Below are 25,964 nucleotides of genomic sequence, written 5' to 3'. Positions count from 1 at the left end.
AGTCTCTGGCGGCCTGATCGTCGCCTTGCCCGGCCCCGACGAGGACCACAACCCGGCGACCGCTGCCACGCTTGCCGAAGTGCTGCGCGCCAACCCGAGCGTTCCCTACGACAAGCGGATCGAGGTGGCACGCTTCATCGAGGATCTCACCGCCTCCTACCAGGGGGGCTGGTACTCGCTGATCAGCCTGCACGGCGGCGGCTCGCCGACTGCGCTGAAGCAGGAGATCTGGCGCCACTACCCGGTCGGCAACAAGGTCGAGCTGGTCGAGCGTCTGCTGGATCGCGGCGTGCTGGCCGACGACACGCGGGCGATCAGCAAGAACAAGCAGCCTGGGCGCTGTTGTGACGCCGGGTGCAGCCAGCCGGGCCAGACCTTCATGGTCGACCTGCCGAAAGCGAACAAGCCTTCGTGATCGACGCTGCCGCCTCAAGGCTTGAAAGCCGAGGGGCGGCAGCGATCATTCTTGTTGCCACCATCACGAAATCGAGCCCACGCAGGTTTCGGTGCTAATCGGTCGCTCGAGACCTGGTAATTCCGGGGTCACGAATGACGGCAAGTAGCCGATTGTGTGAGTTGATCGAATGAGTGCGCGGTCATCCGCTTCAGAGAGTGCCGGATCGACCGCCTCCGCAACGCCCCGTGCGAGGTTTGCGTCTTCAAGGGTCGGGAATTCGCCGATCAGCTTGTTCGACCCCGCGCCGACTAGGCGTTGTCCCGTTCGAACCATTCCGTCAGCGCCCGCAGCTCGCCCAACGCGCCGAGCGCATGGTCGACGGCGTCGTGGTTGCCCCACACCACGTCGCCGAGTTCGCCGCCCGCGACGCGCGTCTCGATGTCGCCGCAGTAAAGGCCGAGTTCGCGCTGCACGTAGAAGCCGTAGGTTCGGCACGCGACCGGACGCTGGGCGTAGACCGGGCAGGCGCCTTCCAGCTCATTCAGCATCGGGCACACGACGGGGCGTGATGACGTGTTCGCAAGGTCGGCGACCTTGCGGCGTATTTCGTCCAGGCGATGCGGCGCAAGCGTGGCGAGGCCTTGCTTCAGCAACGCCCATTCCGCCGCGGTCAGGCGCGGGATGTCGGCGAGTTGGCGGCAGCAGGTGGCGCAGCCGCGCGCGCATTGCCAGTCGGGGTGGGATTCGCGGATCGCACCGACGCGCGCGTCGATGTCGGTGTGCAGACGGAGGAGCGGGGCGGGCGTGGGGTCGGGCATATTCTGCAGGGTCGTGTTCAGGGGGCATGCCGAGAATACCCCGGCCCCGCGCCAATTTCGCCGGCCAGTTCAAGCGCCCGCCCGATGAACGCACCATGAACACCGCCTTCAGCACGCGTTCAGATGGCGTGGCGCAGGATGGCATCACGGTCGAAGCAAGACCGCCAACCAGACTGAAGGAGAAGCCATCATGCGTGCCACTACCCTTATCGCGACCCTGGCCCTGACCGGCGGCATCATCGGTGCCGGCGCCATGTTCGTCCCCGCGTTCGCGCAGAACGCTGCCACTGCCACCACGACCCAGGCCAACTGGATGAGCATGGAGCAGGTGCAGACCAAGCTCGAGTCCGCCGGCTACCGCGACTTCGAGAAGTTCGAGCGCGACAGCAACAAGTACGAGGTCAAGGCCACCGATGCGCAGGGCCGCCGCGTCGAGCTCGATGTCGATCCGGTGACCGGCGACATTCTCAAGACCGAAGTCAAGCGCAGCAAGTAAGCCGCACTGCCGGGGGGCGCAGCGAGCGCCTCCCGGCGATCCGGCCTGAGCACGGGAGAATGCGTCATGGCCCCGCTTTTCACTGATTTCGTCGTCCTGCCCGTCGCGGAGGGAACATTTCGATTTCCGCTTCGTTTCACTGTTCAGGACGGCAAGACCGCCCACGCCCACATGACGACGAAAGGACCCCCTCGATATGAAGTTCCACTCTGCAGCCCGACTGCTTACGGTCAGCGCCTTCGCCATCCTCGGCGCCGCCTTCGCGACCGCCCCGGCCACGGCCGCCGACAGCCACAGCCACGATGCCCAGGCGGCCGTCCTCAAGCTGAATGACGGCGCGCGCTGGCAAACCGACGCCGCCCTGCGCACCGGCATGGAGTCGATCCGCGGCGCGCTGGCGCAGGCGCTGCCCGATGTGCATGGCGGTCGTTACAGCGCCGCGCAGTACCAGGCACTGGGCGATGCCGTCGAGCATCAGGTCGGCTACATCGTGCAGAACTGCAAGCTCGAGCCCGCCGCGGACGAGGTGCTGCACGCGGTCATCGCCGAGATCGGCAAGGGCGTCGATGTCATCGCCGGCCGAAGCGGCGGGGTCGAACGCGAGCAAGGGGTGGTGCACCTCGTACGCACCCTGGACGACTACGCCAGCCACTTCGAGCATCCCGGCTGGAAGGGCCTGGAGACCGGACACTGATCCGGCCTGAGCGGCATGCAGCCACTGCAACGCCGCCCGCTGCGCGCGCATGACTGACGGGCGCGCCGACGAGGCCGATGTCGCCCGCGCCCGCGCCGGTGACACGGCCGCATTTGCCGCCCTCGTGCGCCGTCATCAGGATCGTGTGTTCGGCTTCATCCTGCGCATGCTCGATGCCCGCGACGAGGCGCTGGAACTGACCCAGGACGTCTTCGTCAAGGCCTGGCAGGCTCTGCCGCGCTGGCGTCCCGAGGCCCGCTTCTCCACCTGGCTGCTGCAGATCGCGCGCAACGCCGCGCTCGACCAGTTGCGGCGCCGGCGACTGATCCAGTTCGCGCCGCTCGACGACGGCATGGACGTGGCCGACACCGCGCCCGGACCGGAAGCCCGCTACGCCAGCCGCCAGCGCCAGGCACTGCTCGAGCACGCCCTGCAGCAGATCGCCGCCGAGCATCGCGAGATCCTGTTGCTACGCGAGATCGAGAACCTGTCCTACAACGAACTCGCTGCCGTGCTCGGCATCGCCGAAGGTACGGTCAAATCGCGGCTCGCGCGCGCCCGCGCTGCCCTGCTCGAACATTTCCGCCCTCATGCCGGAGTCAACAATGACTAGGATCTGTCCGCCCGCCGACACCCTGTCGGCCCTGGTCGACGACGCGCTGCCGCCCGATGTCCGCGACGCGCTGCTCGCCCACAGCGCTGCCTGCCCGCACTGCGCGGCGCAGCTCGCCGAATTGCGTGCGCTGCACGACGCGTTCCAGGACCTGCCGCCCATGCCGGTCGGCGCCGACCTCGGCGCACGCGTGATCGCGCGCCTGCATGCAGAGCCGGCGCCGCCACGGGCACGCTGGCTCGAGGTCCTGGTTGGCCTGTTCAAACCCGTGCTGGCCTGGCGTGGCGCCTTCGTCCCGCTCGTCGGCACCACGGGCGCGCTCGGGCTCGGCGTGCTGTTGGGCGGCATGTTGCTCACGGAGGAGCCGGCGATGCCGGGCCGCTCGCCCAATGTGACACTCGCGGCGATGAGCCTGTTCGACCCCGTTCCACCCGGCAACCTCTGCCCGCGCGCCGACGCGTGCGGCACGACAGGAAATTCACGATGAAGCCTGCAAGCCTTCGCCTCGCCCTGCTGCTGTCGGTCGCGCTCAACCTGGGCGTGATCGGCGCAGTCACGCTCGACCGCCTGCGCCCTCCCGCTGCGCAATCCAAGCCCCCGCTTCATCAGGTGCTGGGGCTGAACGAGAACCAGCGCACCCGCTGGGAGGCCGCCGAGCGGCCCTTCCTGCAGCAGTTCGATGCCGCCACGGCGCAGCTAGAGAATCACCGCGCCGCGCTGATCGAGGCGCTCTTCGCCGACACGATCGATGGCGCACGCATCGAGACCGAGCGCGTGGCCATTGCCGAACTGCAGCAGACCCAGCAGCGCCTGATCATCGAGCAGTTGATCGCCGAGCGCGCCATCCTCGATGCACAACAGCGCGCACAGCTCGCGCGGCTGCTGCGCGACCAGCCGGGCACGCAGAGCACCGTCGAGGATCTGCACGGGCGCTAGGTGCGCCTCAGCGCATGTCGAAGGCTTCATGACGGACGCGGATGCCCGCCAGTCCGGCCGCCGCCAGTTCGCGCGCGAGCGTTGCCCGAAGCCCCCGCGGCCCGCAGAACCAGATCGCCGGCTGCGCGCGTTCCGGCGCCCGCGCGCCCAGCCGGCGGGCATCGAGGCGTTCGCCCTGCGCGCTGCTCAGCACATGCAGGCGAACGCTCGGCAGCGTGCGCGTCAGTGCCTCGAGGCGGCTGACGAAGGGGTCGTCGTCGCGGCTGCGCACGCAGTAATACAGGTCGGCATCCGGTGCCTGCGCGGGCGCGTCCTGCAGCGACTCGAGCCAGGCCAGGAAGGGCGTGATGCCGATGCCGCCGGCGACCCAGAGCTGCGGCCGGCCGACGTCGCCCGGTGCAAGGTTGAAGCGGCCGTAGGGGCCTTCAACCGTCACTCGCGCCCCGGGCTGCAGGCGCCGGGCGAGCCCGCGTGTGTAGTCGCCGAGGGCCTTGATCTCGAACGTGACCCGGCGATCGCCGCGATCGGCGCAGGCGATGGTGAAGGGGTGCTCGCCCTCCACGCGGTCGAAGGTGACGAAGGCGAACTGACCGGCGCGATGACCCGGCCAGGCGGCGTCGAGCCGGCAGCGCACCCGGGTGAGGCCGGGCGCAGGTTCGGCGACCGATTCGATCACGCCCGCGCTGCGCCGGCTGCGGCCGATCCATCCCGCCAGGGCATGGATACTCGCCGCGCTGCCGCAGGCGATCAGCAGCCCGAGCAGCACGCCCACCGGCTGCGTCCAGTAGCCGATCGGCGCCAGGAAGGCGGCGTGGAAGGCGAGCATCAGGTACAGCACCGGCATGATCTTGTGCGCGTAACGCCAGAGCCGGAACGGAAAGCGCTTCCACAGCGTCAGCACCAGCATCGCCACCAGGGCGTAGACGGCGATCTCGCCGAATTCCTCGCCGAGGTCGCGCATTGCCTCGAAGAGGTCGCTGCCGTGTTCCCTGGCCAGCCGTCCATCGCGCCCGACGAGGGTCTTGATGAGGCCGTCCGCCAGTTCCACCGTCCAGTGCAGCGCGGCAAACCCGATCGCCAGGATGCCCGCCCACTTGTGCGCCCGGTAGATGCGGTCCATGCCGCCGAACACACCCTCCAGCCTTGCCGGGCGCATCGCCAGCACCATCGCCAGCGACATCAGCGCGAACGACCACAGCCCGGTGAGCGTCAGCGCATGCTCGCGCAGCGCCCAGGCGTTCAGCGGCGCGGCGCCGGCGCCGGGGAGCGCCAGCGCCCACCCCCAGGCGAGGGCGACCAGGGCGAGGTAAGCGAGCAGAAAGCGCTTCATGCCGGCACCCGCGCTCAATCGTCTTCGAAATAGCCTTTGTCGGCGTCGACGTGGCAGGCCGGGCAATTGGCCTTGCTGCCGACGTCCTTGGCGCGCCACTCGGCCTCGCTCACCTCGTCGTGCTCGTGGATCCACTTCGGCAGTTCGGTGATGCGCAGGGGCGCGGCGCCGCGCGGCAGGCCGCGCAGGATGTCGCCGCGGTAGCCGGAGGCATCGCCGGCATTGGCCACCAGGTAGCGCGTGATGGCGGCGGTCGTGTCGGCGTCCAGGCTGGCGTCGTCGCCGAAGTGGTCCTGCAGGTCGGCCATCATCCGCTTCCACGACGCGGCGGGCAGCATCGACGGCGGGAAGGCCAGGTGGCAGCTGCCACATTCGCTCAGCGTCGCCGGGTCGGTCACCGGCGGGAAATACTCGTCGTCGCCGGCCTGGGCGCGGCCGAGGACGAGGCCTGCGGCAGACACCGCGAGCAGGGCCATGAAAATGGGGCGGAAGGAGGGGAGGAAGGGGATGTTCATTGCGTTCTCCGGGAAGCGTGTCGGTTGGGGGTCACTGCTGCGCCATGTAGGCGAGCCAGTCGCCCTTTTCGAGCGGCGTGCATTCGCGCCCGAGCACCTCGGTGCAGTTGCGCTTGAACCACTTCTCGACCTTGGCGGGGTCGGCGTAGCGCGTCGGGGACACCGACGCCGCCATGGGCTCGATCAGCTTGCCGGTCTTGGTCTTGCCCGCCTGGCGGGCGTCATCGCCATGGCAACTGGTGCACGCGGGCGTGTCGGGCTTGCCGCCGGCAAAGCGCGTGCGGTGCAGCGCTTCGCCGCGAGTGGCAGAGAACGCGCTGAAGGCGGGATCGGCGGCGCGGGCGGCGTCGGCGTAGCCGCCGGTCAGCGCCGCCGGCGGGGCGGCCACGGCGGCGTGACCGCCAAGGCCGAGGGCGAGGGCAAGCAGCAGCGGGGGGACGATTCGGTTCATGGCAGGGCTCCAGCGCGTCGGTTCGATTCCGGCTCCGGCGGGGCGCTGCGTGCAGTGCGCGCTCGGAGGCTGGAACCAAGCCTAAGGCCCGGCTGCTGAACCCTGGCTGAACGGGCGCTGGCAATCGCCTCGAGGGCAGGATGACGCCGCGGCCGTCCTGGGTCTTGTCTTCGTCTGTGTCGGATTTCTTTACACAGGCGGGGCGTCTGGGCGGGGGAGGGCGCGCGGCTTGCGCTGGGCCTCAGCATTCATGCGGATTTGATTAAATTGGAATGCTTTTTGCATGGAATCTGGCCGCTGCTCCAGTTCGCCCGTCAGGCTTGCCCGACGGGGTTTCGATGTCCCTTGATGAGTGACCCGCCGACATGAATTCCCTGATCCAGACATGCCGCACCGCCGCTACCAACACCCTCGCCATTCTGGCTATGAGCGCTGCTGCCAACAGTGCGCATGCCATCACGCTCCAGATCGATCCCGCACAGAGTTCGGTCACCTTTACCTCTGGCGGCGTCGTCCTCTGCGACCCGGACGGCAATTGCGGAACCTTGCCGGAGCCGCAGACCTTCACGCTTTCAGGCAGTTTCGATGTTGTGCAGGAGACCTGGTCCTTTCCCGTGTGGTCCGATCCGCTGACGATGGTCGAGGAAACGTGGCTCCGCTTCCAGTCGGTTGCCGTCGATAGTGGCGGTGCGGCCGCGCTGGGCTTTGTCTTTCCGGGCTACCACGCTGTCGTCACTGGCGAAAGCTTCTCCGCCAGCGAGAATCCTTGCGGAGGGCTCGGCGGCAGCGGCGGGTGCTGGTCGATGGGATATTTCGGCAGCTACGCGGGCAGCTTCGACGGCACGACGCTGTCGATGAGCGGCACGGACTATGCAGGCGACTTCTTCCCGGATACGTTCAGCTTCAACCTCGTTGCCATCGCCGCCGATGCGGTAAGCGTGCCTGAGCCCGGTACGCTCGCGTGCCTGACTCTGGGGGCGCTCGGTCTGGGTATCTCGCGTCGCCGCCGCAGTCTGGACGCCTGACCGCAGCGGTGGCGGGCCGGTTCGCTCAATGCTCCAGCGAGGCGAATAGGCCCAACAAACTTAGACCGAAGCCGTCCTGCTCGATCACCAAGACGGCTCGCATCCTCACGCGCGCCTTCGCAGCGCGCCGTTGGCGGCCTCCGCCTCCATGTGCAGCAGCCCGAGCGCGCGCAGACGCGCGAGGCTCCAGCCGCGGCCGAGCATGATCATGCGCGTGTCGAGGTGTTCCCTGACGGCGGGCGCGGGCGCGTGGCCGAGGTCGTGCATGCGCTTGTGGCGCAGCGCGACATAGCGCAGCGGATGGCGGCGGCCGAGCGCCTGCCACAGCGCGTGCGCGCCCACCGACTGGCGGGCGCCGCTGACGAGGCAGAAGCCGGTGTCGATCCCCGCCAGGCCTTCCAGGCCATCGAGGGCGAGTTCGTAGATGGCGGTGGCGATACCGCGGCCCTGGTAGGCGGGCGCGTACTTGGAGTGCGGCGCACGCACGTGGCGGTCGGTGCGGCGGTCGACCTCGATCAGGCGGTTGAAGACGGTGTAGCCGGCGAGGCGGGCGCGGGCAGGGTCTTCGACATAGATGTAATGCTCGCCGTCGGCCTCGCGGTGGTGGAGGACGAGGTCGGGGAAGGGCGAGGGTAGCCGCGTGCACGTGTACAGCGCGTCGCCGGGGGTGTGGAGGCGGCCGTGCAGGGCCTCGAGTTCGGCTTCGATGGATTGGGGTGGTTGCTGCACGTCGATGCGCAGCTCCAGTCGCGGCGGCGGCAGGATGTGCGCCGCGCAGGCGGCGAGCAGGCGCAGGGGACGGCTGTGGAGCACGCGCTGCAGGCTGCGCAGCGGCGGTGGCTGCTGGAAGGCGAGCGCGCAGCGCGGCGAGGGGGCGAGCGGCGAGAGGGACGGCAGCGAGAGGGACGGCAGCGAGGGCGCGAGCGTGATCATGGCCTTGTCTCCCGTCAGCATGCCGCGGGGCCGGCCCACCAGCCGCTCATCAGGCCCGCAGGTTTGTGCGCGGCGCTGACGCGGGCACTGGCTTCCCAGGCTTCCATGTGCACGCCGAGCCCGGCGAACACGCCATAACCGTCGCCCGCACGGATCGCCTCGCCCGCGTGCAGACCTTCGCCGGCGCGGATCGCACCGCCGGCCGCGACCACCGCGTCGGCCTTGATCCCCCAGCCGGCCTCCAGATGCAGGGCCGCCTCGATCGAGCCGCCCGCAGTGATGCCTTGTTCGGCGCGCAGGCTGGACTCGGCGACGATGTCGCCGCCCACCTGCAGGCCCTTGCCGCAGCGGATGTCGTCCTGACCGTGCAGATCGAGGCCGACGAAGGTGTTGCCGTCGAGCCGCAGCCGGCCCGCGCAGCGCAGATCCCAGCCGACGCGTGCTTCGCCGCGGCAGTGCAAATCGCCGGCGCAGTCCACGCCCCAGCCCGCACGCAGGTCGCCGCCGATCTCGATGCGGCCTTCGGCGCGCACCGCGCCTTCGATGCGCACATCCTCGCCGACGATCAGTTCGCCGCCGACGCGCAATCCGCCGCCTGCCTGCAGCCTGCGGCCGACGCGGACGATGCCGTCCACGTCGATGCCGCCGCGCACCCGCAGCGTGCCGGAGAACACGATGGCCTCGGCGTCGATCGCGTCGACCTCGCGCACCTCGTCGGTCGGGCCGAACTGTTCCAGCAGCCAGCAGGCGTCGCCGACGCGGCCGGCGGCGACCATCTGGTCGAGCAGCTCCTGGTAGTGGCCGCCGTCGTTGAACTGGCGGACGAACCAGCGGAATCCATCGGTGCAGGGCCGCTTCGCCCTGACGAAACTGCGTGTGAGAACCATGACATCACCCCTGTGCAGGCGCGCCGCGGCGAACAGGTCGCGGCGTGCGGATTGCGGTGCTTCAGAGGCAGCTTCGGCGGGCTTGATGCAAATGTCCGGTTGGTATCAATGGCCTATGGCCCGACCGCATAAGCGGTCCCGGATCAGCGGGTGGGTGGCGCGTCCCGCGTCGGCTGCACGTTGAACAAGGCACGCGGTGCGCGCGCCCTGGGCAAGGTGCCGTGCGGGGTGGCGGGGCTTCAGCCCCGGGCCGGATCCCGCACGGCCTGGGAAAGCACGGCGGGAGACCCTGTTACCTTGAAGGCGAGCTGAGTCGCCAGATCGCGCAGCGGGGAGCCGTCGCAACCGATGCCGCGCACACGACCGCCCACGCGCAGCGGCGCGTGAATGACGGCAGGGCGGTGGGCAACGGGCATGGACGGTCGGGTGGCGATCGATGGAAAGTCGGGATTATAGGCCAGTTCGCGTCGAGCGCCGCCGTTGTGATCACCGCCGTCGTGATTCGCGCGCGCCGCTCAACCCGACTGCGTGAGCAGATACAGCGCGCCGACGATGACGGCGGCGATGGCGGCAAATCGGAGCAAAACCGTCAGCGCCTTGAACACCACCCCAAGGATGACCAGCGCCGCATACGCGACTGCGCCGGCGACTGCGCCCCACAGCGCACCCTGGCCGACCCATCCGAGCAGCGCCGGCCCAGCTGGCATGCCGATGACCAACCAGGCATAGCCGCCCGCGAGGACCATGCCGAGCAGCGCCCAGCCCTTGACGCAAGCCGCCAGGGTGGGCGGCGCCTTGCTTCCCGGTGCGTGGGCGGTGCGGGAGCCGGTGTGCGGCAGGGCGGCACCCGGCTGCCAGGTCGCGGACGCCGCGCGCAGCCACTGCTCGTTGGCCCGCTCCTGGCGTTCGCGCTCGGCGCGCTCGGCCGCCTCGCGTGCGCGGCGTTCGTCCTCGCGTCGCGCCCATTGGCCCTGTTGCGCCTCCGGGGCGGTTCGTCGTGTGCGCCTCGCCGCGGACACGATCAGGCGCCGCAGTGGCACGCTGCTCGTCGGTCTCGCCCGCGAGGGCTCGCTTTCAACATAGCGAAGCGGACTGCAGTTGCAAATGCCGTGTGCGGCGCGGCGCCTTTTGGAGCGCCCCACCCCGGCGCGAAGGGTGGCGTCTCGCCCCGACAAATTTGCTCACCATCGAATCCCCCTTTCCGGCGAGGTTTGCCGCTTGCGCCTGAGATAATCCGCGCAGTTCGAACGCCCGCCGTGCGCTGCAAGGCAGTGCGCGCGCGCTCCACCCGACCCCATCAGGACGCCCCTCATGCCTTTCAATTTCCGTTGCCGCTCCGCCGCAATCGCGCTTGCCCTGGCCAGCGTGTCGATCACCGCCCACGCCGTCGACAACATCCGCCCCGGACTGTGGGAATTCCGCTCCACGCACCTGAGCATGGGCGGTCTGCCCGACATGTCGGCGCAGATGGGGCAACTGCAGCAGCAGCTCAAGAACCTGCCTGCCGACACCCGCCGCATGATCGAGCAGCAGATGACGCAGCGCGGCGTGAGCCTCGGCCAGGACGGTACGGTGCGCAGTTGCATCACGCCGGAACAGGCGCGCCAGGACAACATCTTTTCGGGCAAGGTCGAAGGCAACTGCACACTGACCGACGTGGTGAAGACCGGCGACACGGTGACCGGCACGCTGCGCTGCACCGGTCCGGATGCGACCGGCAATTTCAAGGCGCGGATCGCCAGTCCGGAACACTTCACCACGCGGGTGTCCATGCGCTCGTCGCGCGGCGATCTCGATGTCGAGACCGAGGGCCGCTGGCTGGCCGCGCAGTGCGGTAACTGAAGCCAGCCGGCGCAGGCACACCGGCGCCAGGATGGCCCGCAGCGGTACGTCCGGTTGTGCCGCCGCCGTACGTCTTCCTTGCCTATACTGGAATACAGGCTAGCGTGCGCAGGAGGTCACCATGTTCTGTCCCCAGTGTGGCAAGGAGAACGAGTCTGGCGCGCGCTTCTGCGGGCATTGCGGTGCAACCATCGGTGACGCGGCACAGGTTTCGCGGACGACGCCCGAGCCAGCGGCCGAACCGCTGCGGATCGTGAGTCCGGGCGCTGCGGGCGGCGTCGTATCGCCCGGGCTGAAGTGGGGCGTGCTCGCCCTGAGTGTGCTGATGCCGGCGGTCGGCCTGATCATGGGCTTGTACTACTGGATCAAGGCCGAGTCGCCGGACAAGGTCGCGACCGGCAAGACCTGGTTCTTCGGCGCGCTGTTCATCGGGGTCGTGTATTCGCTGCTCAGCAGCGCGCAGTACTGAGGCGGGGCCTGCGCCATGACGACCAATCTGGCCACCGTCGAGATCACGCGCGCACGGTCTGCGCTCAACGTGCTGCGTGCGTACAGCGTGCTCATCGATGGCGAAAAGGTCGATGCTCTCGATGCTGGCGCAACGCGGCGCTACGCATTGCCGGCCGGGGCGCACGAGATCGGCGTGGCGATGGATTTCTACAAGAGCCTGCCGTGCGCGCTGACGCTGCGTGAAGGGGAGACCGTGCGCCTCGAGTGCGGTGAGAAGGCGCCGCTGCTCGGGCAGGGCCGCTTGTCGCTGCGCGGTCTTGGCGATGCGCTGGGCTCGATGCTGTCGCCGAGCGACTACTTCTACCTGCGCGTGGTCGGGGGCGAGACCAATGCGGCGCCGTCCGACGACGCAACGCCTATCCAGCCGCCGCGGGCGCACGGACGCGCGGTGGCCGAGCCGATGATCTTCCTCTCCTATCGCCGCGAGGACTCTGAACACATCACCGGACGCATCCGCGACCGCCTGGGCACGCACTTCGGCGACCATGCCATCTTCCGCGACGTGGATTCGATTCCTGCGGGCATGGACTTCGTGCGCAAGGTGGAGGAGACGATCAGGGCAGCTCGCATCCTGGTCGCGATCATCGGCCCGCATTGGGCGGATGCGTCCGACCGCCAGGGGCGCCGTCGGCTGGAGCAGGCCGAGGATCCGGTGCGCTTCGAGCTCGAGACGGCGCTGGGCGTGGGTCTGCCGCTGATCCCGGTGCTGGTGAACAACGCCCGCATGCCCGAGCGCGAGGCCTTGCCCGATTCGCTCGCTGCGCTGCCCACGATCAATGCGGTGATCATCCCGCCCGAGCCCTACTTTACCGAGGGCGTGAAGCGCCTGGCGTCGTCGATCGAAGCGCTGATCACCCCGCAGCAGGCTGCTGCCGCGCTGGCGTCGCCGCGCCGGCAGTTCTGCATCGCCTGTGGCAACCGGCTTGCGCCCGACCAGGCTTTCTGCACGCGCTGCGGGCAGCGGGTGTGAGCGCCGGCACCGCACGCGCCCATCGGAGAACATGCCCGCCGACGTGACGTATTCGTCATCCGAGTGCGTTTGATCGATGACCGCGCGTGTGGGCTTGGCCATCATGTGGTTGATGGCCGGGTTCCGATTCTGATGTGGTCAGGCGGGGCCGGGCACTCACCGGGCGCGTCGTCCGCGCCGCCTTCGCGCTTGAAGAGATGCCATGAAAAGCCACCTCGCAGAAGACATCCGCATCGCCAATCCGCGTTTCCACCATTCGACTCGCGACGGGCTGTACCGTCCGATCGCCTTCATGTTCGTCACCGAGCACATGCGCGACGACATCCTCGCGGAGCGTGCGTTCTTGCTGGCGTCGTTGCCCGCTGCGCTTCGCGAGCGGCAGCAGAAGCTGTTCGCACGCTACGATCCGGCGGTGGGGGCCGAGGCCTTCAAGCAGATGTTGCGCCTGTACGGGTATCCTTTCGCCAGTCAGCGCTGAGCCGGAGGGCGGCTGCGAGCTTGATCAGCGCGCCAGGCGCTGCGCGTGCCCTTGGCGCTCGCCGGCCTCGAGTTGCTGCGCGAAGCCCGGAAAATCCAGCCCGAGCCTGGCCTGCAGCGCCTGCGCCTGGCTGCGCATCCAGTGCCAGCGCGGGGCGAAGGCCGGGTCGCGGAAGGCGAACACGATGTGGTTGCCGTCCTCGCGTACCGGGATGGCGATCACGCGCTCGTCGAACACTTCCAGTAGACGCGCCACGTGGGCGGCATAGCCCTCGCGCTCGCCGGCCACGTTCATGACCAGTATGCCGCGCCCGCTCAGGTGGCGATGGGCGTGGTGGTAGAAATCCGCCTCCAGCAGCGCGCCGGCCACGCCCTCGGCACCGAAAGCGTCCACCAGCAGCACGTCGCAGCGTGTCGGCGCGTCCTCGATCCAGCGCACGCCGTCGCCGGGCACGACACGAAAGCGCTCGTCGTCGGGCGGCACGCCGAACAGCGTGCGCAGGGCGATCACGTGCGGGTCGATCTCCAGCGCGGTGAGGTCGGCCGCAGGCAGGTGGCGGTGGCAGAAGTTGGCCAGCGAGCCGCCGCCCAGGCCGAGCATGGTGATCCGCCGCGGGCGCGGGTTGAAGAGCAGGAAGGCCATCATGCGCTGCGCGTAGGCCAGCACCAGCGCCGCGGGGTTGTCGATGTCCATCACGCTCTGCACGTAGCCGAGGCTGAAGTGCAGCGCGCGCAGGCCGCCGTTCTCGAGCACGAAGGGCTTGTCGTAGCGGCCCTCGAGCAGATTGGATGCGAGCGCGGTCGGGTCGCTGCCCGGCGGCTCGAGCAGGCGCACGAGACCGGGTTCGGACGGGAAGGGGCTGGGCAACTCGAGAAGCGAGGTCACGGGGTTCGGCAGGCAGAAACCGGGTGCAGGAGTGGGGTGGCGTGGAGTGGCGTGGCGCGGAGTGGCAGGGTGGCGCTGGCGTGCGCGCTGGCGAACCTGCCGATCGCGTGGCGGCGGATCAATGCGGCGCGTCTTTCCGTTCGGAGGCGGGGTCAGAGTCGGAGCCGGCGCCCGAAGCAGCGCCGACGTTGCCCGGGTTGAGGCGGTCGGCGATGCCGCGCAGTACGCCGGCGGCGAGGCTGGCGAGCAGGTCGGCCTGGTTGAGCAGTGTCTTCATGCCCCCCTCGACCTGCGACAAGGCCAGGCTGCTGCTGGCTCGCGCCAGATCGGCGGCCGCATCGCGCACGCGCGCGCCGGCGGCGGTGCCGCTGTGGCGCATGTGTTCGGCGAGTTCGGTCAGCGTCGCCCGGGCCTCGCCGGTCGCCTTGCGCGCGGCCTCGCTGAGCGCGCCGATGAGGTCGTTCTCGAGGCTCGAAAACGGTTCGAACGACTGGCGCAGGCCTTCGCGCGAGAACTCTGCGCTGCGGCCGATGGCTTCCTGGATGGCGAACTGGGTCGCCTGCGCCGCGCTGGCCAGGGCCTGGTCGAGTCCGCTCATGGCCTCCTTGAAGGCGGCCGTGCGCGTGGCATCGACCGGCATCGAACCTTTCTGCGCGCCCTCGAGCACCGCGTTCATGACACCGCGCAGCGCCTGGCTGTCGAGGCGGCCTTCGGTCAGCGCGGCAAGCGTGATCGCGCGCACGCGCTCGGCGATGGATGCGGGGTCGGCGGCGACGGCGGCTTCCACGTCACGTTCGATCTGGCGGGTGTCGAGGCTCATGTTCGGTCTCCAAAGCGTAAACGGCAAAGCGGGAAATCTCCGATAAGCAGCAGTCTAGCCAGTCCGGGGATTTCCCGCTTCAGGGTTCGTCCCCGGGCGATGGTCAGTCCCAGATCCCCGGCTCGAGCTTGCTGCGGATCTCCGGATACTGGCTGGCGTCGAACTTCGGCAGCTTGCCGGCGGTGCGCTGGGCGTCGTAGTCGCGCGCCAGCTTCACCGCCAGGCCCGACAGCAGCAGGATCGCGATCAGGTTGGTGATCGCCATCAGTCCCATCGCCACGTCGGCAAGATTCCATACGAAGGGCAGCGAGCCCACCGCGCCGAACAGCACCATCGCCAGCACCATCAGGCGGAAGGTGAGCAGGCCGGCGGGGTGGTTGTGCTCGATGAAGACCAGGCAGTTCTCGGCGTAGAAGTAGTTGGCCACGATCGAGGTGAAGGCGAAGAACAGCACCACGATGGCGAGGAAGTATCTGCCCCAGCCGCCCACTTCGCTGGTCAGCGCGTTCTGCACCAGGCCGATGCCCGTGCCTTCGACCGGGCCGGCAAGCAGGATGATCGCCGCCGAGGCGGTGCAGATCAGCATGGTGTCGATGAACACGCCGGCCATCTGCACGTAGCCCTGCGAGGCCGGGTGCGGCGGGTAGGGCGTGGCCGCGGCGGCGGCGTTGGGCGCCGAGCCCATGCCTGCCTCGTTGGAGAACAGGCCGCGCTTGAAGCCGTTGAGGATGGCCGCGCCGATGCCGCCGGCGGCGGCCTCGTGCAGGCCGAAGGCGCTCTTGAAGATCAGCGCCAGCACCGCGGGTACTTCGGAGATGTTGGCGATGATGATGCCGATCGCCACCAGCAGGTAGGCCACCGCCATGAAGGGCACGGCGATCTCGGAGAAACGCGCGATCGAGCGCAGGCCACCGAAGATGATCAACGCGGTGAACAAGGTGACCACCACGCCGATCAGCAGCGCCGCGACGCCGACCTCGTTGCCGGCCAGGTTCATCGTGCCCATGTCGAGCCCGAAGGCGCCGACCATGGCTGCGCTGATGGTGTTCGACTGCACCGAGTTGAACGCGAAGCCGAAGGCGATGATCAGGAAGATCGAGAACATCGTGCCCGCCCAACGCTGGCCGAGTCCCTTCTCCATGTAGTAGGCCGGGCCGCCGCGGAACTGGCCCTTGTCGTCGCGCTGCTTGAAGAGCTGCGCCAGCGTGGCCTCGACGAAGCCGGTGGCCATGCCGACGAGCGCGATCACCCACATCCAGAAGATCGCGCCCGGCCCGCCGAGCGTGATCGCCACCGCCACGCCGGCGATGTTGCCGGTGCCCACGCGCGCGGCGAGCGAGGTGCACAGCGCCTGGAAGGACGAGATGCCCGACGCGTCGGACTGACGGCTGCCGCGCAGCACGGTGAAGGTGTGGCCGAGATGGCGCAGCTGAATGAAGCCCAGGCGCAACGTGAACCAGATGCCGCAACCGACCAGCAGCCAGATCAGGATCCTGCCCCAGATGAGGCCATTGAGGAGGTCGACGACTTCGTTGGCGAAGGCTTCCATCAGCGTACTCCTGCCGCTCGTGGCGGCGTTGTGTGGTTGTGCCCGGATCGCGGGCAATGGGAAAAAATCGTTGCGGATTCTAGCGCAGCCCGCTCCCACGGGTGCTGGAGTCCTCGCCGCGGGGCGAACGGATACCCTTAGCCGGTATCATTGGGCCTGGTCGCGCATGTTCCGCGCTGCCCGGATCCAGGAATCGAGTCGTGAAGCCTTCATTCTTCAATGTCGGGGGCCTGCCCCGTTGCGTCGCGGCGACGGCGCTCGTTCTCGGCGCATTGCTGTGTGCGCCGCATGCCGACGCACTCGAACTGCCGCGGGCGCGCAGCGTGCCCGGTGGCGTGGCGCTGGTCGATCTGGGGCCGGCGCTGGTGGCGCCGCAGGCGAGCGTCGAGGGCGTACCGGTGCTGGTGAGCGGGCGGCCGGGTGGGTGGACGGCGGTGGTCGGCATCCCGCTCGAGGCTGAGCCGGGTGAGCGGCAGCTTGAGGTGCGGCGCGAAGGGGCGCCCCTGGAGCGCGTACGTTTTGCGGTCACGCCGGTGCGCTACGCCGAACAGCGCCTGAAGGTGGCGCCGGGCAAGGTCGATCTGTCGGCGCAGGATCTCGCCCGCCACGAGCGCGAGCGCGTGCGCAGCGCGGAGGTGATCGCGACCTGGAGCGCCGTCGCACCCGAAACCCTGCGAATGCAGCCGCCGGTGCCCGGACGGCGTTCCGGCTCCTTCGGGCTGCGTCGCGTGTTCAACGATCAGCCCCGGAAACCGCACAGCGGCATGGACATCGCCGCGCCCACCGGTACGCCGGTGGTGGCGCCGGCGGCGGGACGCGTGATCGACACCGGCGACTACTTCTTCAACGGCCACACCGTGTGGCTGGACCACGGCAATGGATTGCTGAGCATGTATTGCCACCTCAGCCGCATCGACGTGAAGGTGGGCGAGGTCGTCGCCACGGGCACGCGCATTGGTGCGGTCGGGGCCACCGGGCGCGTCACCGGCCCGCACCTGCACTGGTCGGTGATGCTCAACCGGAGCATGGTGGATCCGGCGCTTTTCCTTGCCGATCGCGGAGGCTGAGCCGGAGTGCGCCACGCCCGCCGTACCGGATCGAATATCTTGTGCGCATTGCCTGGCCAGTGCGCAGTCGTACGCTCATGAATCCTGCCCCGACCCGTTTCCTTGCTTCGCCCGCCGCGCGCCGCGCGCTGTGGCGCTTCGCGTTTCCGTTGCTCGCGCTCACGCTGTTGATCGCTGCGGTCAGCGCGTTCGGTTACCGCTCGCTGAGCGAGGAGATCCGGCGCGAGACCCATCGCACGCTGGCGGTGATCGCCGAACAGAAGCGCCAGCAGATCGAGGGCTGGCTGGGTGAGGCGCGGGTGGATGCGGAGATGTATTTCTCCGGCCACTCCCAGCTTGAAGCCGTGTTTGAACACTGGATTGACGGCGGTCGTCAGGACCGCGCCGCATTTGCGCGCATGCGCGCACTGGTCGAGGAACTCGCCCGCCTGCGCGGCTGGCAGGGCCTGGCCCTGGTGGACATGAGCGGTGCGCCCGCACTGACGCTGGGCGCACCCGACCTTTCCGCGCATTCTGAGCTGATTGCCGATGTGCTGCGCAGCCCGCGCGTGGAGCTGGTCGATCTGCATGCTGATGCACAGGGGCGCGTGCACTACGGCGTGCTGGCGCCGGTGGGCTCGCCGGTGCGGGGCGTGGCCTACCTGACCTGGCAGGCCGAGGCGGAGCTGTATCCGATGGTCGAGGCCTGGCCGGTCCCCACCCGCAGCGCCGAGACCTACCTCGTGCGCCGCGACCAGCAAGGCGTGCGCTTCCTGACCCCGCTGCGCCACGAGCAAGCCGCTGCGCTCAGCGTGATCCGTCCGCTCGAAACGCCCGACCTGCCCGCCGCACGCGCCGTACTCGGCGAGCGCGGCATCCTCGCTGGCGGGCGCGATTACCGCGGCGTGCAGGTGCTGGCCTACGCGGCCGCGGTGGCGGGCACGCCCTGGCTGATGCTCGCCGAGATCGATGAGCGCGAGGCCTATACCGGCATCCGTACGCTGACCTGGGGCATGGGGGTGGTGATGGGCCTGGGCTTGCTGCTCGTCTACTCGGCCGGCTACCTGATGTGGCGCCGCGACCGCGAGCAGCAGGAGTTGAACGCGCTGCAGGCGCAACAGGCGGCCGAGGCGCGCTTCCGGGTGATCTTCGAGCAGGCGCCGCTCGGCGTGGTGCTGCTCGATCCGGAGAGCGGCCTGATCACCGAGGCCAATGCCCGCTTCGGCGACATCGTCGGGCGCCCGGCCGACACCCTGGTCGGCGCCGATCCGATGCGGCTCACCCACCCCGACGACGTGCACGAGAGCATCAAGCAGCTCGCCCGCCTCAACGCCGGCCGCATCGACGGCTACCGCCTCAACAAGCGTTACCTGCGCCCGGACGGTACGCCGGTGTGGGTCAGTCTTGCCTTTGCCCCGGTGCGGGTGGCTTCCGAGGATGCGCCGCGCTACCTCGGCATCGTCGAGGACATCTCGGCGCGCATGGAAATGGAGGAGCGCCTGCGCCAGGCCTCGGCGGAAGCGGCCGCGGCCAATGCCGCCAAGAGCGAGTTCCTCGCCCACATGAGCCACGAGATCCGCACGCCGATGAACGCCGTGCTCGGCCTCGCCCAGGTGCTCGAGCGCGAGGCGCTCGCCCCCAACCAGCGCGACATGGTGGGGCGCATCCGCAATGCGGGCCAGTCGCTGCTCGCCATCCTCAACGACGTGCTCGACCTGTCGAAGATCGAGGCCGGGCAGTTGCGCATCGAGCCGCGACCCTTCGATCTCGCGGCGCTGCTCGCCAATGTGGACAGCCTGATGGGGCAGGCTGCGCACGGCAAGGGCCTGACGCTGCGCATCGAACCGCCGGCGCTGCCGTCAGGGCTGTTGCTGGGCGACGGGCTGCGCGTCGAGCAGGTGCTGTTCAACCTCGTCGGCAACGCGATCAAGTTCACCGAGCGCGGTGAGGTGGCGGTGCGCGTGCGCGCCGACGAGATCACCGATGCGGCACTGCGCCTGCGCGTCGAGGTCCGCGACACCGGCATCGGCATTGCCGCCGATGCCCTGGCGCGCCTGTTCACCCCCTTCACCCAGGCCGACGCCGGTATCGGCCGTCGCTTCGGCGGCACCGGGCTGGGCCTGTCGATCTGCAAGCGTCTGGTCGAGCTGATGGGCGGCACGATCGGCGCCGACAGCCAGCCGGGGCTGGGGAGCTGCTTCTGGTTCGAGCTGCCGCTCGAGCGCGTGGCCGCCGCCGACGCGGCGGCAGCCCCCGCGCTCGCGCCGGCTGCCGTTGCGGCAGGGCTGCGGCTGGCGGGCGTGCATGTGCTGGTGGTCGACGACAGCGCGATGAACCGCGACCTGGTCGAGCGTGCACTGGCGCTCGAGGGTGCCACGGCGACGCTGGCGGCCGATGGGCAGCAGGCGCTCGAAGTACTCAAGAGCGGGGCGCAGGCCTTCGATGCGGTGCTGATGGACGTGCAGATGCCTGTGCTCGACGGCCTCGCCGCCACCCGCCGAATCCGCGCCGAGCTCGGCCTCACCGCGCTGCCGGTGATCGCCTTCACCGCCGGCGTGCGCGATGACCAGCAGGCGGCGGCGCGCGCGGCAGGTGCCGACGACGTGCTGCCCAAGCCGATGGACCTGGAGCAGATGACCCACTTGCTGATGCGCTGGATCGGGCCGCGCCTGCCCGCGGCCGAGGCGGCGACGGCGGCCCCGGCGCGGTCCGCAACCGCCTCGGCCGCCGCGCCGGCCGATGATGACTTCCCTGCGCTGCCCGGCATCGACCGCGAGCGTGCGCTGCAGCGCCTCGGAAAGGACCGCGGGATGTTCCTCGGCCTGCTCGAGATGTTCATCGAGGACAACGCCGGCGTGGTGGCGCAGACGCGCGTCGATCTCGCCCGTGGCGACACCGACGCGGCCGCCCGCCGCATGCACACCCTGCGCAGCAACGCGGGCTTCATCTGCGCGCTCGAGCTGATGGACGCCGCCGGCGCGCTGGAGAAGGCGATCGAGCAGGGCGAGCCGGGTGTCAGCGCCGGCCTCGACGCGGTCGAGGCGCGCATCACTGCGATCGTCGAGGCGGCGCGCGCGCTGTCCTGACACCACGCGGGGTCAGGCGCAGGGGCCATGCAGCGCCACGTGGACAGGGTGCAGGGCCCTGCCTATGCTGAATTCAAACACGATGCGCCCGAGACGCGACGGCCGCTGCCGGCCACCGCAGCGCAGGTGTGTGTCCCGCCGCAGCAGAACCGCATCAGGAGACTGCAATGACCGACGCACGCATCACCCCTGCCGAGCTCAACCGCAAGCTCGCCGACCTCTCCATCCCCGAGAGCGAGCTGGCGATGTACTTCATCACCGACGACGATCACTCCGGGCTGTTCCACCCCAAGCTGGAGCTCAACCCAGCCACGGTCGAGCTGCCCGCCGACCCCGCCGAGCGGCGCGCGCGCAGCGAGGCGGCGATGAACTTCGCCAACGGCATCGCGCGCATGCGCCGGCGCGTGCGCTTCGACCGCATGCTGGCCGACGGCTACAAGGGGCCGGTGCTGGTATCCGAGGGCGACTCGTGGTTCCAGTACCCGATCAAGCTCGAGGACACGATCGACCACCTGTACGCGAAGGGCCTCGCGGTGCGCAGCCTGGACGCCGCCGGCGACACGCTCGAGAACATGCTCAAGGATCGCGAGTATGTCGACGCGATCGGCGAGGCCAAGGCCTCGATCTTCCTGCTCTCTGCGGGCGGCAACGACGCGCTCGGCGGCGGCAACCTGCGCGCCCACCTGCGCGACTTCGACCCCGCGCTGTCGCCGGTGGCGCACGTGTTGCCGAGCTTCGAGCAGTTGCTCGACCACGCGCTGGCGATGTACGAGCGCGTGCTGCGTGACGTAGAGGCGCTGCCCGGCGTGGTGACGATCTGCCACGGCTACGACTACGTGATCCCCAACGCCGGCAAGTGGCTGGGCAAGCCGATGATCTCGCGCGGCATCAAGGACGGCGCGGTGCAGCGCGCCATCGCCGCGCACATGATCGACCGCTTCAACGAACGCCTGGGCCAGCTCGTCGCCCGCTTCGGCGCGCGCGTGATCCATGTCGATGCGCGCGGCGCGGTGGGCAACACGCTCAACGTCTGGCACGACGAGCTGCATCCGAAGAACCCCGGCTACGCGCGCGTCGCCGAGCGCTTCGAGGCGGCGATCCAGGCCGTGGCCGGCCGTGCGCCGGCCCCGCGCACGCGCGGCACGGGCAAGAAGGCGGCAGCCAAGGCGGCCGCGAAGCCCGCTGCGCCCGCGCGCCGCGGCTGGTCGGTGCACGTCGGCCTCAACAAGATCGACGCCGGCCACTACGGCGGCGATGCCGATCTCTTCGGCTGCCATTTCGACGCCGAGGACATGGAGCGCATCGCCGCCGAGCGCGGCTTCGAGAAGCGCACCGTGCTGCTCGACGAGCAGGCCACGCGCGATGCGGTCAAGAGCGCCATCGCCGATGCCGCGGCCAAGCTCAAGGCCGGCGACGTGTTCATGTTCACCTACGCCGGCCACGGCAGCCAGGTGCCGGACTTCAATTCCGATGAGGACGACGGCGCTGACGAGACCCTGTGCCTTTACGACGGCATGCTGATCGACGACGAGATCTACGAGCTGTGGTCGAAGTTCGCCGACGACGTGCGCATCGTGATGATCTCGGACAGTTGCCACAGCGGCACCGTGTCGCGCGCCGCGCGTACCGTGCAGCCCGCCGCGGTCGACGGGGCGCCGCTGGTGCGCACCCGCCTGCTGCCGCTGGCGCTGGCGATGAAAACCTTCCGCAACCATCGCGACTTCTACACCGCGCTCGGCCGTCAGCACCGCGGCCCGGACGAGCGCGTGCTCACCCGCGAGCTCGACATGCCGCTGCGCTGCCCGGTGCTGCTGGTCGCCGGCTGCCAGGACAACCAGGAATCGCAGGACGGTGTCGGCAACGGCCGCTTCACCCAGGAACTGCTGCGGGTGTGGGACGAGGGACGTTTCGACGGCGACTGGACGACGCTCGCCAGCCGCATCGTCGCCAACATGCCGCCCAACCAGACCCCGCGCCTGACCCTGATCGGCCGCAGCCCGGAGACCCTGGCCGCCGAGCTGCCGTTCAGCATCTGAGCGCTGTCGCCGCGCTGGCGGCCGCGTGCATTTCAGCGGCGAGCGCCGAACTGCCACACCGCGAGGCTGAACAGCATGCCCGCCGCCACGGTGAGACCAAGCGTCGACGTGCCGCTCTGCACGCCGTGGCCGACCAGCATGCCCGCACCGGCGCCCAGGCCCATCTGCACGAAGCCCATCAGCGAGGCCGCGGCGCCGGCCATCTTCGGGTAGCCGGCCAGGCCCAGCGCGGTGGCGTTGGGCAGGATCAGGCCGATCGCGGCGGCGACGCCCCACATCGGCAGCATCACCGCCGCCGCATGATGCGGGCCCACCAGCGCCAGCGCGGCGAGCACGACGCCGCAGGTCGCGCCGAGCCACACGCCGTGGCCGATCAGGCGCGTTGACCCGAGGCGGCGCGACATCCGGGCCGACAGCGTGGTGCCGAGCATGAAGCCGGTGACATTGAGCCCGAAGGCCAGTCCCATCTGTTGTGGCGACATGCCGAAATGTTCGATGAACACGAAGGGCGAACCCGAGATGAACGCGAACAGCGCGGCAAATGCGCCACAGCCGATCAGGAGCGCGCTGCGGTACACCGGGTCGGCGAGCAGGGTGCGGTAGTTCGCCCACATCCGCGCCGGATGCATCGCGTGTGCGTCCGGGTGGCGGTTGGTTTCCTTGAGCAGCAGCCAGACGGCGAACATCAGAATGACTGCGTACACCGTGAGCGCGACAAAGGTGGCACGCCAGCCCCAGAGGGCGGTCAGCCAGCCGCCGAACAGCGGCGCGAGCAAGGGGGCGAGCGCGGTCGCGGTGGAAACGTGTGACAGCATGCGCGCCGACTCCGCCGGCCCGTAAATGTCGCGCACCACCGCCCGCCCGAGCACCGGGCCCGCGCAGGCGCCAAACGCCTGCGCCAGGCGCGCGGCCACCAGCGTGGTGATGGAGTCGGCAAGCGCGCACACCACCGTCGACAGCAGGAAGACGAGCATGCCCCACAGCATCACCGGCCGCCGCCCGAAGCGGTCCGAGAGCGGGCCCACGAGCAACTGCCCGGCGCCGAAGCCGAGCAGGTACACCGACAGCGTGAGCTGTACGCCTACGCTGTCCGTGTTCAGCGCGCTTGCGATCGCGGGCAGGGCGGGCAGGTAGAAGTCGGTCGATAACGGACCGAGCGAGGTCAGCGCCACCACCAGTACGGCGAGCAGGGCGCTCGGGATTACCGGCATGAGGCGCCCCTGCCGGGATGGGCGTCGAGCTTCGTCAGGCGCAAGTGCATCGTTCGCGGCGGCAGTGGTTCAAGGCATCGGGTCCTTGCCCGGCAGGGGCGAATGGCCGAGGCGCTCCATGCGAATGGCAATCGCGATGCGCTCACGGATGCGTGGATCACGGGCGTTGGCCGCGATCGCCGCCAGCGTGGTGCCGTTGTGCATCGTGACCCGCGTCGACGCGCCCGCGTCGAGCAGCATGTTGATGATCTGCCAGTGGCCGTTGGCGACCGCCTTGAGCAGCGCAGTCGAGCCGTCCGTTGCAGCGATATTGACCTTGGCATGGTTGTGCAGGAGCAGGTTGGCGACGGCGGCGTGGCCACGCGCGGCCGCTTGCAGCAGCGCCGTGATGTTCGCCCGACTGACGGCGTCAACATCCGCGCCCTTGCGCAGCAGCAGTTGCACCACGTTGACGTAACCGTTGAAGGAGGCCCAGTGCAGCGGCGTATAGCCATCGGCATCCTGCGCGTGCACGCTGGCCCCGAGCCTGACGAGCTCGATGGCGAGCGTTTCACGGCCATTGAAGGACGCCATCATCAGCGGCGTCCATTCGCGCGCATCGCGTGCATTGACGTCGAAGCCGGCATGCAGGAACAGGCGGCAGACATGTTCGTCGCCTGCCTCCACCGCACGCGCGAAACCGGCCATCGTGCGCGGGGTGCCGAGCCGATCGAGTTCGGCCACCGCGCGCTCGTAGCCCCAGGCATCCTCTACCGGCCCTTTGGCGGCAGCGCTGTGCGACTGCTCAGCGGGTTTGATCGCCCCGATGCGGTCGTAGGCCAGGCTCAGGGACAGGATCTCGGCGCCAACCTCGGGGGGAAAGCCGCGCCGGCCTGGGCGCTTCGAGACCATCAGCTCGGAGAAATACTCGGTGAGGGCGTCGGCGTCGTTCCAGTACTCCTCGAGCTTGTGCATGACATGCGGAAAGCCCGCGGCCAGGCGGTGCGGGTATTTGTCGGCAAGCGCCGAAGAGAGCAGGAACGCGAGCGGCTTTTGCGTATTGGTCATGCCCGTTGCGCAACGCAGGCGGTCAGGACAGCGGGGCGCGGTCGATCAGCGAAAGCGGCAGGTTGATGTCGAACAGCTTGGCGTTGACGGCCGGAATGCCGAAGCCGAGCAGTCGCGTGCGGTGCATCTGCGCGTAGGCATTGGCGCTCGACGCATCGGCAAACAGATAGATGCCGCCCGCCTCGCCGGCTTCGCGGTTCTCGGTCCAGATCTTCCACAGCAGCCCGGGCTCGTCCGCGATCGAGGTCGCGAGTTCCTTCATGTCTGCGGCCATCTCGTCGCCCCAGGGGCCGGTGAACGGAAAATCTACCTGCAACAGGACAGCCATGTGTAACTCCTCGAGAAAACCGCTGCGGCCGCCTTTGAGGGCGCGTGCACGGGTGAAGCCGAAAGTCTAGCAGTTCGCCATGCGCGAACCGAGCACCCCTCATGGACCACAGGATTGCGCCGGCGTGCCCCGGCAGGGTGCCCTAGTCCGTGAAGAAGCGCCCCGAAAGCGCCTCGAGGCCGAGCGTCTGCAGTAACGCCGTCAGCCGTTCGCCGGCGCGCTCTCGCGGGCGGTCGGGCTGGAAGCGGGCGATGATCAGCTCGTTCTTCATCGAGTGTTCCCAGCCCACGAGCTCGGTTACGGTGACGTCGTAGCCGTGGGCCTCGAGCTGCAGGCAGCGCAGCACGTTGGTGACGTGGCTGCCGAACTCGCGGGTGTGGATCGGGTGGCGCCAGAGCTCGGCGATCGGGTGTTTCAGCGCCTGCTGCTTGTGCTTGCGCAATTCGGCGGCAACCTCGGCCTGGCAGCAGGGCACGAGCACGATCGAGCGCGCGCCCTTCTTGAGCGCGAAGCGGATCGCGTCGTCGGTGGCGGTGTTGCAGGCGTGCAGCGCGGTGACGATGTCGATGCGCTCGGGCAGGCGGTCCGAGCTGATGGAGTCGGCCACGCTCAGGCTGTGAAAGCGCATGCCAGCAGAAAAGCCCAGCTTGTCGGCGAGCCGGCGCGAGCTCATCACCAGCTCGTCGCGGGTCTCGATGCCGTGGATGCGGCCCGCGGGCGCGTGCTGCTTGAAGAACAGGTCGTGGAGGATGAAGCCGAGGTAGGACTTGCCCGCGCCGTGGTCGACGAGCTGCACGTCGGGCCGTTCGGCCAGAGCCTCGGTGAGCAGCGGCTCGATGAACTGGTACAGGTGATAGACCTGCTTCAGCTTGCGCCGGCTGTCCTGGTTGAGCTTGCCGTCGCGGGTCAGGATGTGCAGTTGCTTGAGCAACTCGAGGGATTGTTCGGGACGGATTTCGGGGTGCTGGGCGGTCATCGTGCGGCGTGCCGGGTGCGTGGAAGTGCGCGGACTGTACTCCGGACGCCGGCGCGGACCAAGCCTGTGCGGGTGGATGCGGGGG

Annotated in this window: 28 protein-coding genes; 14 read left to right on the top strand and 14 right to left on the bottom strand. The window is 69.2% G+C overall.

Going from position 1 to position 25,964, the window contains the following annotated elements:
- A partial coding sequence (locus RBT54_RS07800) for a 4-hydroxyphenylacetate 3-hydroxylase C-terminal domain-containing protein (protein WP_320365844.1) occupies nucleotides 1–415 on the top strand: 415 nt, incomplete at its 5' end.
- Nucleotides 416–705: 290 nt separating this feature from the next.
- Here the strand turns inward: RBT54_RS07800 and RBT54_RS07795 are convergent.
- Nucleotides 706–1,215, bottom strand: a complete 510-nt coding sequence (locus RBT54_RS07795) for a YkgJ family cysteine cluster protein (RefSeq protein WP_320365842.1) — start codon at nucleotides 1,213–1,215, stop codon at nucleotides 706–708.
- Nucleotides 1,216–1,405: 190 nt separating this feature from the next.
- On the opposite strand from RBT54_RS07795, the gene RBT54_RS07790 reads away from it, so the two are divergent.
- From RBT54_RS07790 to RBT54_RS07770, 5 genes are all read left to right on the top strand, one after another.
- The gene (locus tag RBT54_RS07790) at nucleotides 1,406–1,711 is read left to right on the top strand and encodes a PepSY domain-containing protein (protein ID WP_320365840.1); all 306 of its coding nucleotides are present in this window, start codon (nucleotides 1,406–1,408) and stop codon (nucleotides 1,709–1,711) included.
- Between the two features lie 196 nt (nucleotides 1,712–1,907).
- Entirely contained in the window at nucleotides 1,908–2,405 is a 498-nt protein-coding gene (locus tag RBT54_RS07785; protein ID WP_320365839.1) for a hypothetical protein, read from the top strand.
- A 49-nt stretch (nucleotides 2,406–2,454) separates the two neighbouring features.
- Nucleotides 2,455–3,018 carry an RNA polymerase sigma factor gene (locus RBT54_RS07780; RefSeq protein ID WP_320365836.1) on the top strand — a complete coding sequence of 188 codons (564 nt, stop codon included), beginning with the start codon at nucleotides 2,455–2,457 and terminating at the stop codon, nucleotides 3,016–3,018.
- Nucleotides 3,011–3,505, top strand: coding sequence for a zf-HC2 domain-containing protein (locus RBT54_RS07775; RefSeq protein WP_320365835.1), 495 nt, complete (start codon nucleotides 3,011–3,013; stop codon nucleotides 3,503–3,505). The genes RBT54_RS07780 and RBT54_RS07775 overlap by 8 nt, the downstream gene beginning before the upstream one ends.
- Nucleotides 3,502–3,954, top strand: coding sequence for a periplasmic heavy metal sensor (locus tag RBT54_RS07770; RefSeq protein WP_320365834.1), 453 nt, complete (start codon nucleotides 3,502–3,504; stop codon nucleotides 3,952–3,954). Before RBT54_RS07775 ends, RBT54_RS07770 begins: the two co-directional genes overlap by 4 nt.
- Nucleotides 3,955–3,961: 7 nt before the next feature.
- Here RBT54_RS07770 and RBT54_RS07765 read toward each other — a convergent pair whose 3' ends face one another.
- The 3 genes from RBT54_RS07765 to RBT54_RS07755 are packed head-to-tail and all read right to left on the bottom strand — an operon-like array spanning nucleotide 3,962 to nucleotide 6,250.
- On the bottom strand, nucleotides 3,962–5,284 hold the full coding sequence (locus RBT54_RS07765) for a ferric reductase-like transmembrane domain-containing protein (protein WP_320365833.1): 1,323 nt from the start codon (nucleotides 5,282–5,284) through the stop codon (nucleotides 3,962–3,964).
- 14 nt (nucleotides 5,285–5,298) lie between these two features.
- Nucleotides 5,299–5,799 (bottom strand): diheme cytochrome c, encoded by a 501-nt coding sequence (locus tag RBT54_RS07760; protein WP_320365832.1) that lies wholly within the window; start codon nucleotides 5,797–5,799, stop codon nucleotides 5,299–5,301.
- Between the two features lie 31 nt (nucleotides 5,800–5,830).
- Entirely contained in the window at nucleotides 5,831–6,250 is a 420-nt protein-coding gene (locus RBT54_RS07755; protein ID WP_320365831.1) for a DUF1924 domain-containing protein, read from the bottom strand.
- A 365-nt stretch (nucleotides 6,251–6,615) separates the two neighbouring features.
- On the opposite strand from RBT54_RS07755, the gene RBT54_RS07750 reads away from it, so the two are divergent.
- Entirely contained in the window at nucleotides 6,616–7,275 is a 660-nt protein-coding gene (locus RBT54_RS07750) for a PEP-CTERM sorting domain-containing protein (protein ID WP_320365829.1), read from the top strand.
- Nucleotides 7,276–7,380: 105 nt separating this feature from the next.
- On the opposite strand, the gene RBT54_RS07745 is transcribed toward RBT54_RS07750, so the two are convergent.
- The 3 genes from RBT54_RS07745 to RBT54_RS07735 form a co-directional block, all read right to left on the bottom strand.
- Nucleotides 7,381–8,208, bottom strand: a complete 828-nt coding sequence (locus tag RBT54_RS07745; protein WP_320365828.1) for a hypothetical protein — start codon at nucleotides 8,206–8,208, stop codon at nucleotides 7,381–7,383.
- 14 nt (nucleotides 8,209–8,222) lie between these two features.
- Nucleotides 8,223–9,095, bottom strand: a complete 873-nt coding sequence (locus tag RBT54_RS07740; protein ID WP_320365826.1) for a hypothetical protein — start codon at nucleotides 9,093–9,095, stop codon at nucleotides 8,223–8,225.
- 515 nt (nucleotides 9,096–9,610) lie between these two features.
- Nucleotides 9,611–10,135 carry a hypothetical protein gene (locus RBT54_RS07735; protein WP_320365824.1) on the bottom strand — a complete coding sequence of 175 codons (525 nt, stop codon included), beginning with the start codon at nucleotides 10,133–10,135 and terminating at the stop codon, nucleotides 9,611–9,613.
- A 271-nt stretch (nucleotides 10,136–10,406) separates the two neighbouring features.
- On the opposite strand from RBT54_RS07735, the gene RBT54_RS07730 reads away from it, so the two are divergent.
- From RBT54_RS07730 to RBT54_RS07715, 4 genes are all read left to right on the top strand, one after another.
- Nucleotides 10,407–10,937, top strand: a complete 531-nt coding sequence (locus tag RBT54_RS07730; RefSeq protein ID WP_320365822.1) for a DUF3617 domain-containing protein — start codon at nucleotides 10,407–10,409, stop codon at nucleotides 10,935–10,937.
- A 121-nt stretch (nucleotides 10,938–11,058) separates the two neighbouring features.
- Nucleotides 11,059–11,406 (top strand): zinc ribbon domain-containing protein, encoded by a 348-nt coding sequence (locus tag RBT54_RS07725; RefSeq protein WP_320365821.1) that lies wholly within the window; start codon nucleotides 11,059–11,061, stop codon nucleotides 11,404–11,406.
- A 15-nt stretch (nucleotides 11,407–11,421) separates the two neighbouring features.
- On the top strand, nucleotides 11,422–12,417 hold the full coding sequence (locus tag RBT54_RS07720; protein ID WP_320365819.1) for a TIR domain-containing protein: 996 nt from the start codon (nucleotides 11,422–11,424) through the stop codon (nucleotides 12,415–12,417).
- Between the two features lie 202 nt (nucleotides 12,418–12,619).
- The gene (locus RBT54_RS07715) at nucleotides 12,620–12,895 is read left to right on the top strand and encodes a hypothetical protein (protein WP_320365817.1); all 276 of its coding nucleotides are present in this window, start codon (nucleotides 12,620–12,622) and stop codon (nucleotides 12,893–12,895) included.
- A gap of 24 nt (nucleotides 12,896–12,919) precedes the next feature.
- On the opposite strand, the gene RBT54_RS07710 is transcribed toward RBT54_RS07715, so the two are convergent.
- From RBT54_RS07710 to RBT54_RS07700, 3 genes are all read right to left on the bottom strand, one after another.
- Nucleotides 12,920–13,780 (bottom strand): fused MFS/spermidine synthase, encoded by an 861-nt coding sequence (locus RBT54_RS07710; RefSeq protein ID WP_320365814.1) that lies wholly within the window; start codon nucleotides 13,778–13,780, stop codon nucleotides 12,920–12,922.
- A 118-nt stretch (nucleotides 13,781–13,898) separates the two neighbouring features.
- Nucleotides 13,899–14,600, bottom strand: a complete 702-nt coding sequence (locus RBT54_RS07705) for a DUF6781 family protein (RefSeq protein ID WP_320365812.1) — start codon at nucleotides 14,598–14,600, stop codon at nucleotides 13,899–13,901.
- Nucleotides 14,601–14,703: 103 nt separating this feature from the next.
- Nucleotides 14,704–16,149: an alanine/glycine:cation symporter family protein gene (locus RBT54_RS07700; protein ID WP_320365810.1), complete on the bottom strand. Its 1,446-nt coding sequence runs from the start codon at nucleotides 16,147–16,149 to the stop codon at nucleotides 14,704–14,706.
- Nucleotides 16,150–16,349: 200 nt separating this feature from the next.
- On the opposite strand from RBT54_RS07700, the gene RBT54_RS07695 reads away from it, so the two are divergent.
- The 3 genes from RBT54_RS07695 to RBT54_RS07685 all read left to right on the top strand — a co-directional run bounded on the left by RBT54_RS07695 (nucleotide 16,350) and on the right by RBT54_RS07685 (nucleotide 22,317).
- Nucleotides 16,350–17,216: a peptidoglycan DD-metalloendopeptidase family protein gene (locus tag RBT54_RS07695; protein WP_320365808.1), complete on the top strand. Its 867-nt coding sequence runs from the start codon at nucleotides 16,350–16,352 to the stop codon at nucleotides 17,214–17,216.
- 77 nt (nucleotides 17,217–17,293) lie between these two features.
- On the top strand, nucleotides 17,294–20,281 hold the full coding sequence (locus RBT54_RS07690) for an ATP-binding protein (RefSeq protein ID WP_320365807.1): 2,988 nt from the start codon (nucleotides 17,294–17,296) through the stop codon (nucleotides 20,279–20,281).
- A 167-nt stretch (nucleotides 20,282–20,448) separates the two neighbouring features.
- The gene (locus tag RBT54_RS07685; protein ID WP_320365805.1) at nucleotides 20,449–22,317 is read left to right on the top strand and encodes a caspase family protein; all 1,869 of its coding nucleotides are present in this window, start codon (nucleotides 20,449–20,451) and stop codon (nucleotides 22,315–22,317) included.
- 32 nt (nucleotides 22,318–22,349) lie between these two features.
- Here the strand turns inward: RBT54_RS07685 and RBT54_RS07680 are convergent, their stop codons facing one another.
- The 4 genes from RBT54_RS07680 to RBT54_RS07665 all read right to left on the bottom strand — a co-directional run bounded on the left by RBT54_RS07680 (nucleotide 22,350) and on the right by RBT54_RS07665 (nucleotide 25,879).
- Nucleotides 22,350–23,528, bottom strand: a complete 1,179-nt coding sequence (locus tag RBT54_RS07680) for a multidrug effflux MFS transporter (protein WP_320365803.1) — start codon at nucleotides 23,526–23,528, stop codon at nucleotides 22,350–22,352.
- A 69-nt stretch (nucleotides 23,529–23,597) separates the two neighbouring features.
- On the bottom strand, nucleotides 23,598–24,575 hold the full coding sequence (locus RBT54_RS07675; RefSeq protein ID WP_320365801.1) for an ankyrin repeat domain-containing protein: 978 nt from the start codon (nucleotides 24,573–24,575) through the stop codon (nucleotides 23,598–23,600).
- Nucleotides 24,576–24,597: 22 nt separating this feature from the next.
- Nucleotides 24,598–24,903: a monooxygenase gene (locus tag RBT54_RS07670; RefSeq protein WP_320365798.1), complete on the bottom strand. Its 306-nt coding sequence runs from the start codon at nucleotides 24,901–24,903 to the stop codon at nucleotides 24,598–24,600.
- Nucleotides 24,904–25,045: 142 nt separating this feature from the next.
- The gene (locus RBT54_RS07665) at nucleotides 25,046–25,879 is read right to left on the bottom strand and encodes an SAM-dependent methyltransferase (protein WP_320365796.1); all 834 of its coding nucleotides are present in this window, start codon (nucleotides 25,877–25,879) and stop codon (nucleotides 25,046–25,048) included.
- Nucleotides 25,880–25,964 lie beyond the last annotated feature (85 nt).

Source organism: Thauera sp. (assembly GCF_034003485.1).
In the GTDB taxonomy this organism is placed as follows: Bacteria; Pseudomonadota; Gammaproteobacteria; order Burkholderiales; family Rhodocyclaceae; genus Thauera.
Note: the sequence above shows the minus strand (reverse complement) of the source record. Positions and strands in the feature narration are given on the sequence as shown.

What these genes read in the sequence shown, in the direction of transcription:
- RBT54_RS07775 (WP_320365835.1), top strand. Translation starts at nt 3,011, where the DNA reads ATGACTAGGATCTGTCCGCCCGCCGACACCCTGTCGGCCCTGGTCGAC.
- RBT54_RS07665 (WP_320365796.1), bottom strand. Translation starts at nt 25,879, where the DNA reads ATGACCGCCCAGCACCCCGAAATCCGTCCCGAACAATCCCTCGAGTTG.
- RBT54_RS07785 (WP_320365839.1), top strand. Translation starts at nt 1,908, where the DNA reads ATGAAGTTCCACTCTGCAGCCCGACTGCTTACGGTCAGCGCCTTCGCC.
- RBT54_RS07795 (WP_320365842.1), bottom strand. Translation starts at nt 1,215, where the DNA reads ATGCCCGACCCCACGCCCGCCCCGCTCCTCCGTCTGCACACCGACATC.
- RBT54_RS07715 (WP_320365817.1), top strand. Translation starts at nt 12,620, where the DNA reads ATGAAAAGCCACCTCGCAGAAGACATCCGCATCGCCAATCCGCGTTTC.
- RBT54_RS07700 (WP_320365810.1), bottom strand. Translation starts at nt 16,149, where the DNA reads ATGGAAGCCTTCGCCAACGAAGTCGTCGACCTCCTCAATGGCCTCATC.
- RBT54_RS07670 (WP_320365798.1), bottom strand. Translation starts at nt 24,903, where the DNA reads ATGGCTGTCCTGTTGCAGGTAGATTTTCCGTTCACCGGCCCCTGGGGC.
- RBT54_RS07770 (WP_320365834.1), top strand. Translation starts at nt 3,502, where the DNA reads ATGAAGCCTGCAAGCCTTCGCCTCGCCCTGCTGCTGTCGGTCGCGCTC.
- RBT54_RS07675 (WP_320365801.1), bottom strand. Translation starts at nt 24,575, where the DNA reads ATGACCAATACGCAAAAGCCGCTCGCGTTCCTGCTCTCTTCGGCGCTT.
- RBT54_RS07705 (WP_320365812.1), bottom strand. Translation starts at nt 14,600, where the DNA reads ATGAGCCTCGACACCCGCCAGATCGAACGTGACGTGGAAGCCGCCGTC.
- RBT54_RS07755 (WP_320365831.1), bottom strand. Translation starts at nt 6,250, where the DNA reads ATGAACCGAATCGTCCCCCCGCTGCTGCTTGCCCTCGCCCTCGGCCTT.
- RBT54_RS07790 (WP_320365840.1), top strand. Translation starts at nt 1,406, where the DNA reads ATGCGTGCCACTACCCTTATCGCGACCCTGGCCCTGACCGGCGGCATC.
- RBT54_RS07780 (WP_320365836.1), top strand. Translation starts at nt 2,455, where the DNA reads ATGACTGACGGGCGCGCCGACGAGGCCGATGTCGCCCGCGCCCGCGCC.
- RBT54_RS07720 (WP_320365819.1), top strand. Translation starts at nt 11,422, where the DNA reads ATGACGACCAATCTGGCCACCGTCGAGATCACGCGCGCACGGTCTGCG.
- RBT54_RS07680 (WP_320365803.1), bottom strand. Translation starts at nt 23,528, where the DNA reads ATGCCGGTAATCCCGAGCGCCCTGCTCGCCGTACTGGTGGTGGCGCTG.
- RBT54_RS07730 (WP_320365822.1), top strand. Translation starts at nt 10,407, where the DNA reads ATGCCTTTCAATTTCCGTTGCCGCTCCGCCGCAATCGCGCTTGCCCTG.
- RBT54_RS07760 (WP_320365832.1), bottom strand. Translation starts at nt 5,799, where the DNA reads ATGAACATCCCCTTCCTCCCCTCCTTCCGCCCCATTTTCATGGCCCTG.
- RBT54_RS07750 (WP_320365829.1), top strand. Translation starts at nt 6,616, where the DNA reads ATGAATTCCCTGATCCAGACATGCCGCACCGCCGCTACCAACACCCTC.
- RBT54_RS07740 (WP_320365826.1), bottom strand. Translation starts at nt 9,095, where the DNA reads ATGGTTCTCACACGCAGTTTCGTCAGGGCGAAGCGGCCCTGCACCGAT.
- RBT54_RS07690 (WP_320365807.1), top strand. Translation starts at nt 17,294, where the DNA reads ATGAATCCTGCCCCGACCCGTTTCCTTGCTTCGCCCGCCGCGCGCCGC.
- RBT54_RS07745 (WP_320365828.1), bottom strand. Translation starts at nt 8,208, where the DNA reads ATGATCACGCTCGCGCCCTCGCTGCCGTCCCTCTCGCTGCCGTCCCTC.
- RBT54_RS07725 (WP_320365821.1), top strand. Translation starts at nt 11,059, where the DNA reads ATGTTCTGTCCCCAGTGTGGCAAGGAGAACGAGTCTGGCGCGCGCTTC.
- RBT54_RS07685 (WP_320365805.1), top strand. Translation starts at nt 20,449, where the DNA reads ATGACCGACGCACGCATCACCCCTGCCGAGCTCAACCGCAAGCTCGCC.
- RBT54_RS07765 (WP_320365833.1), bottom strand. Translation starts at nt 5,284, where the DNA reads ATGAAGCGCTTTCTGCTCGCTTACCTCGCCCTGGTCGCCCTCGCCTGG.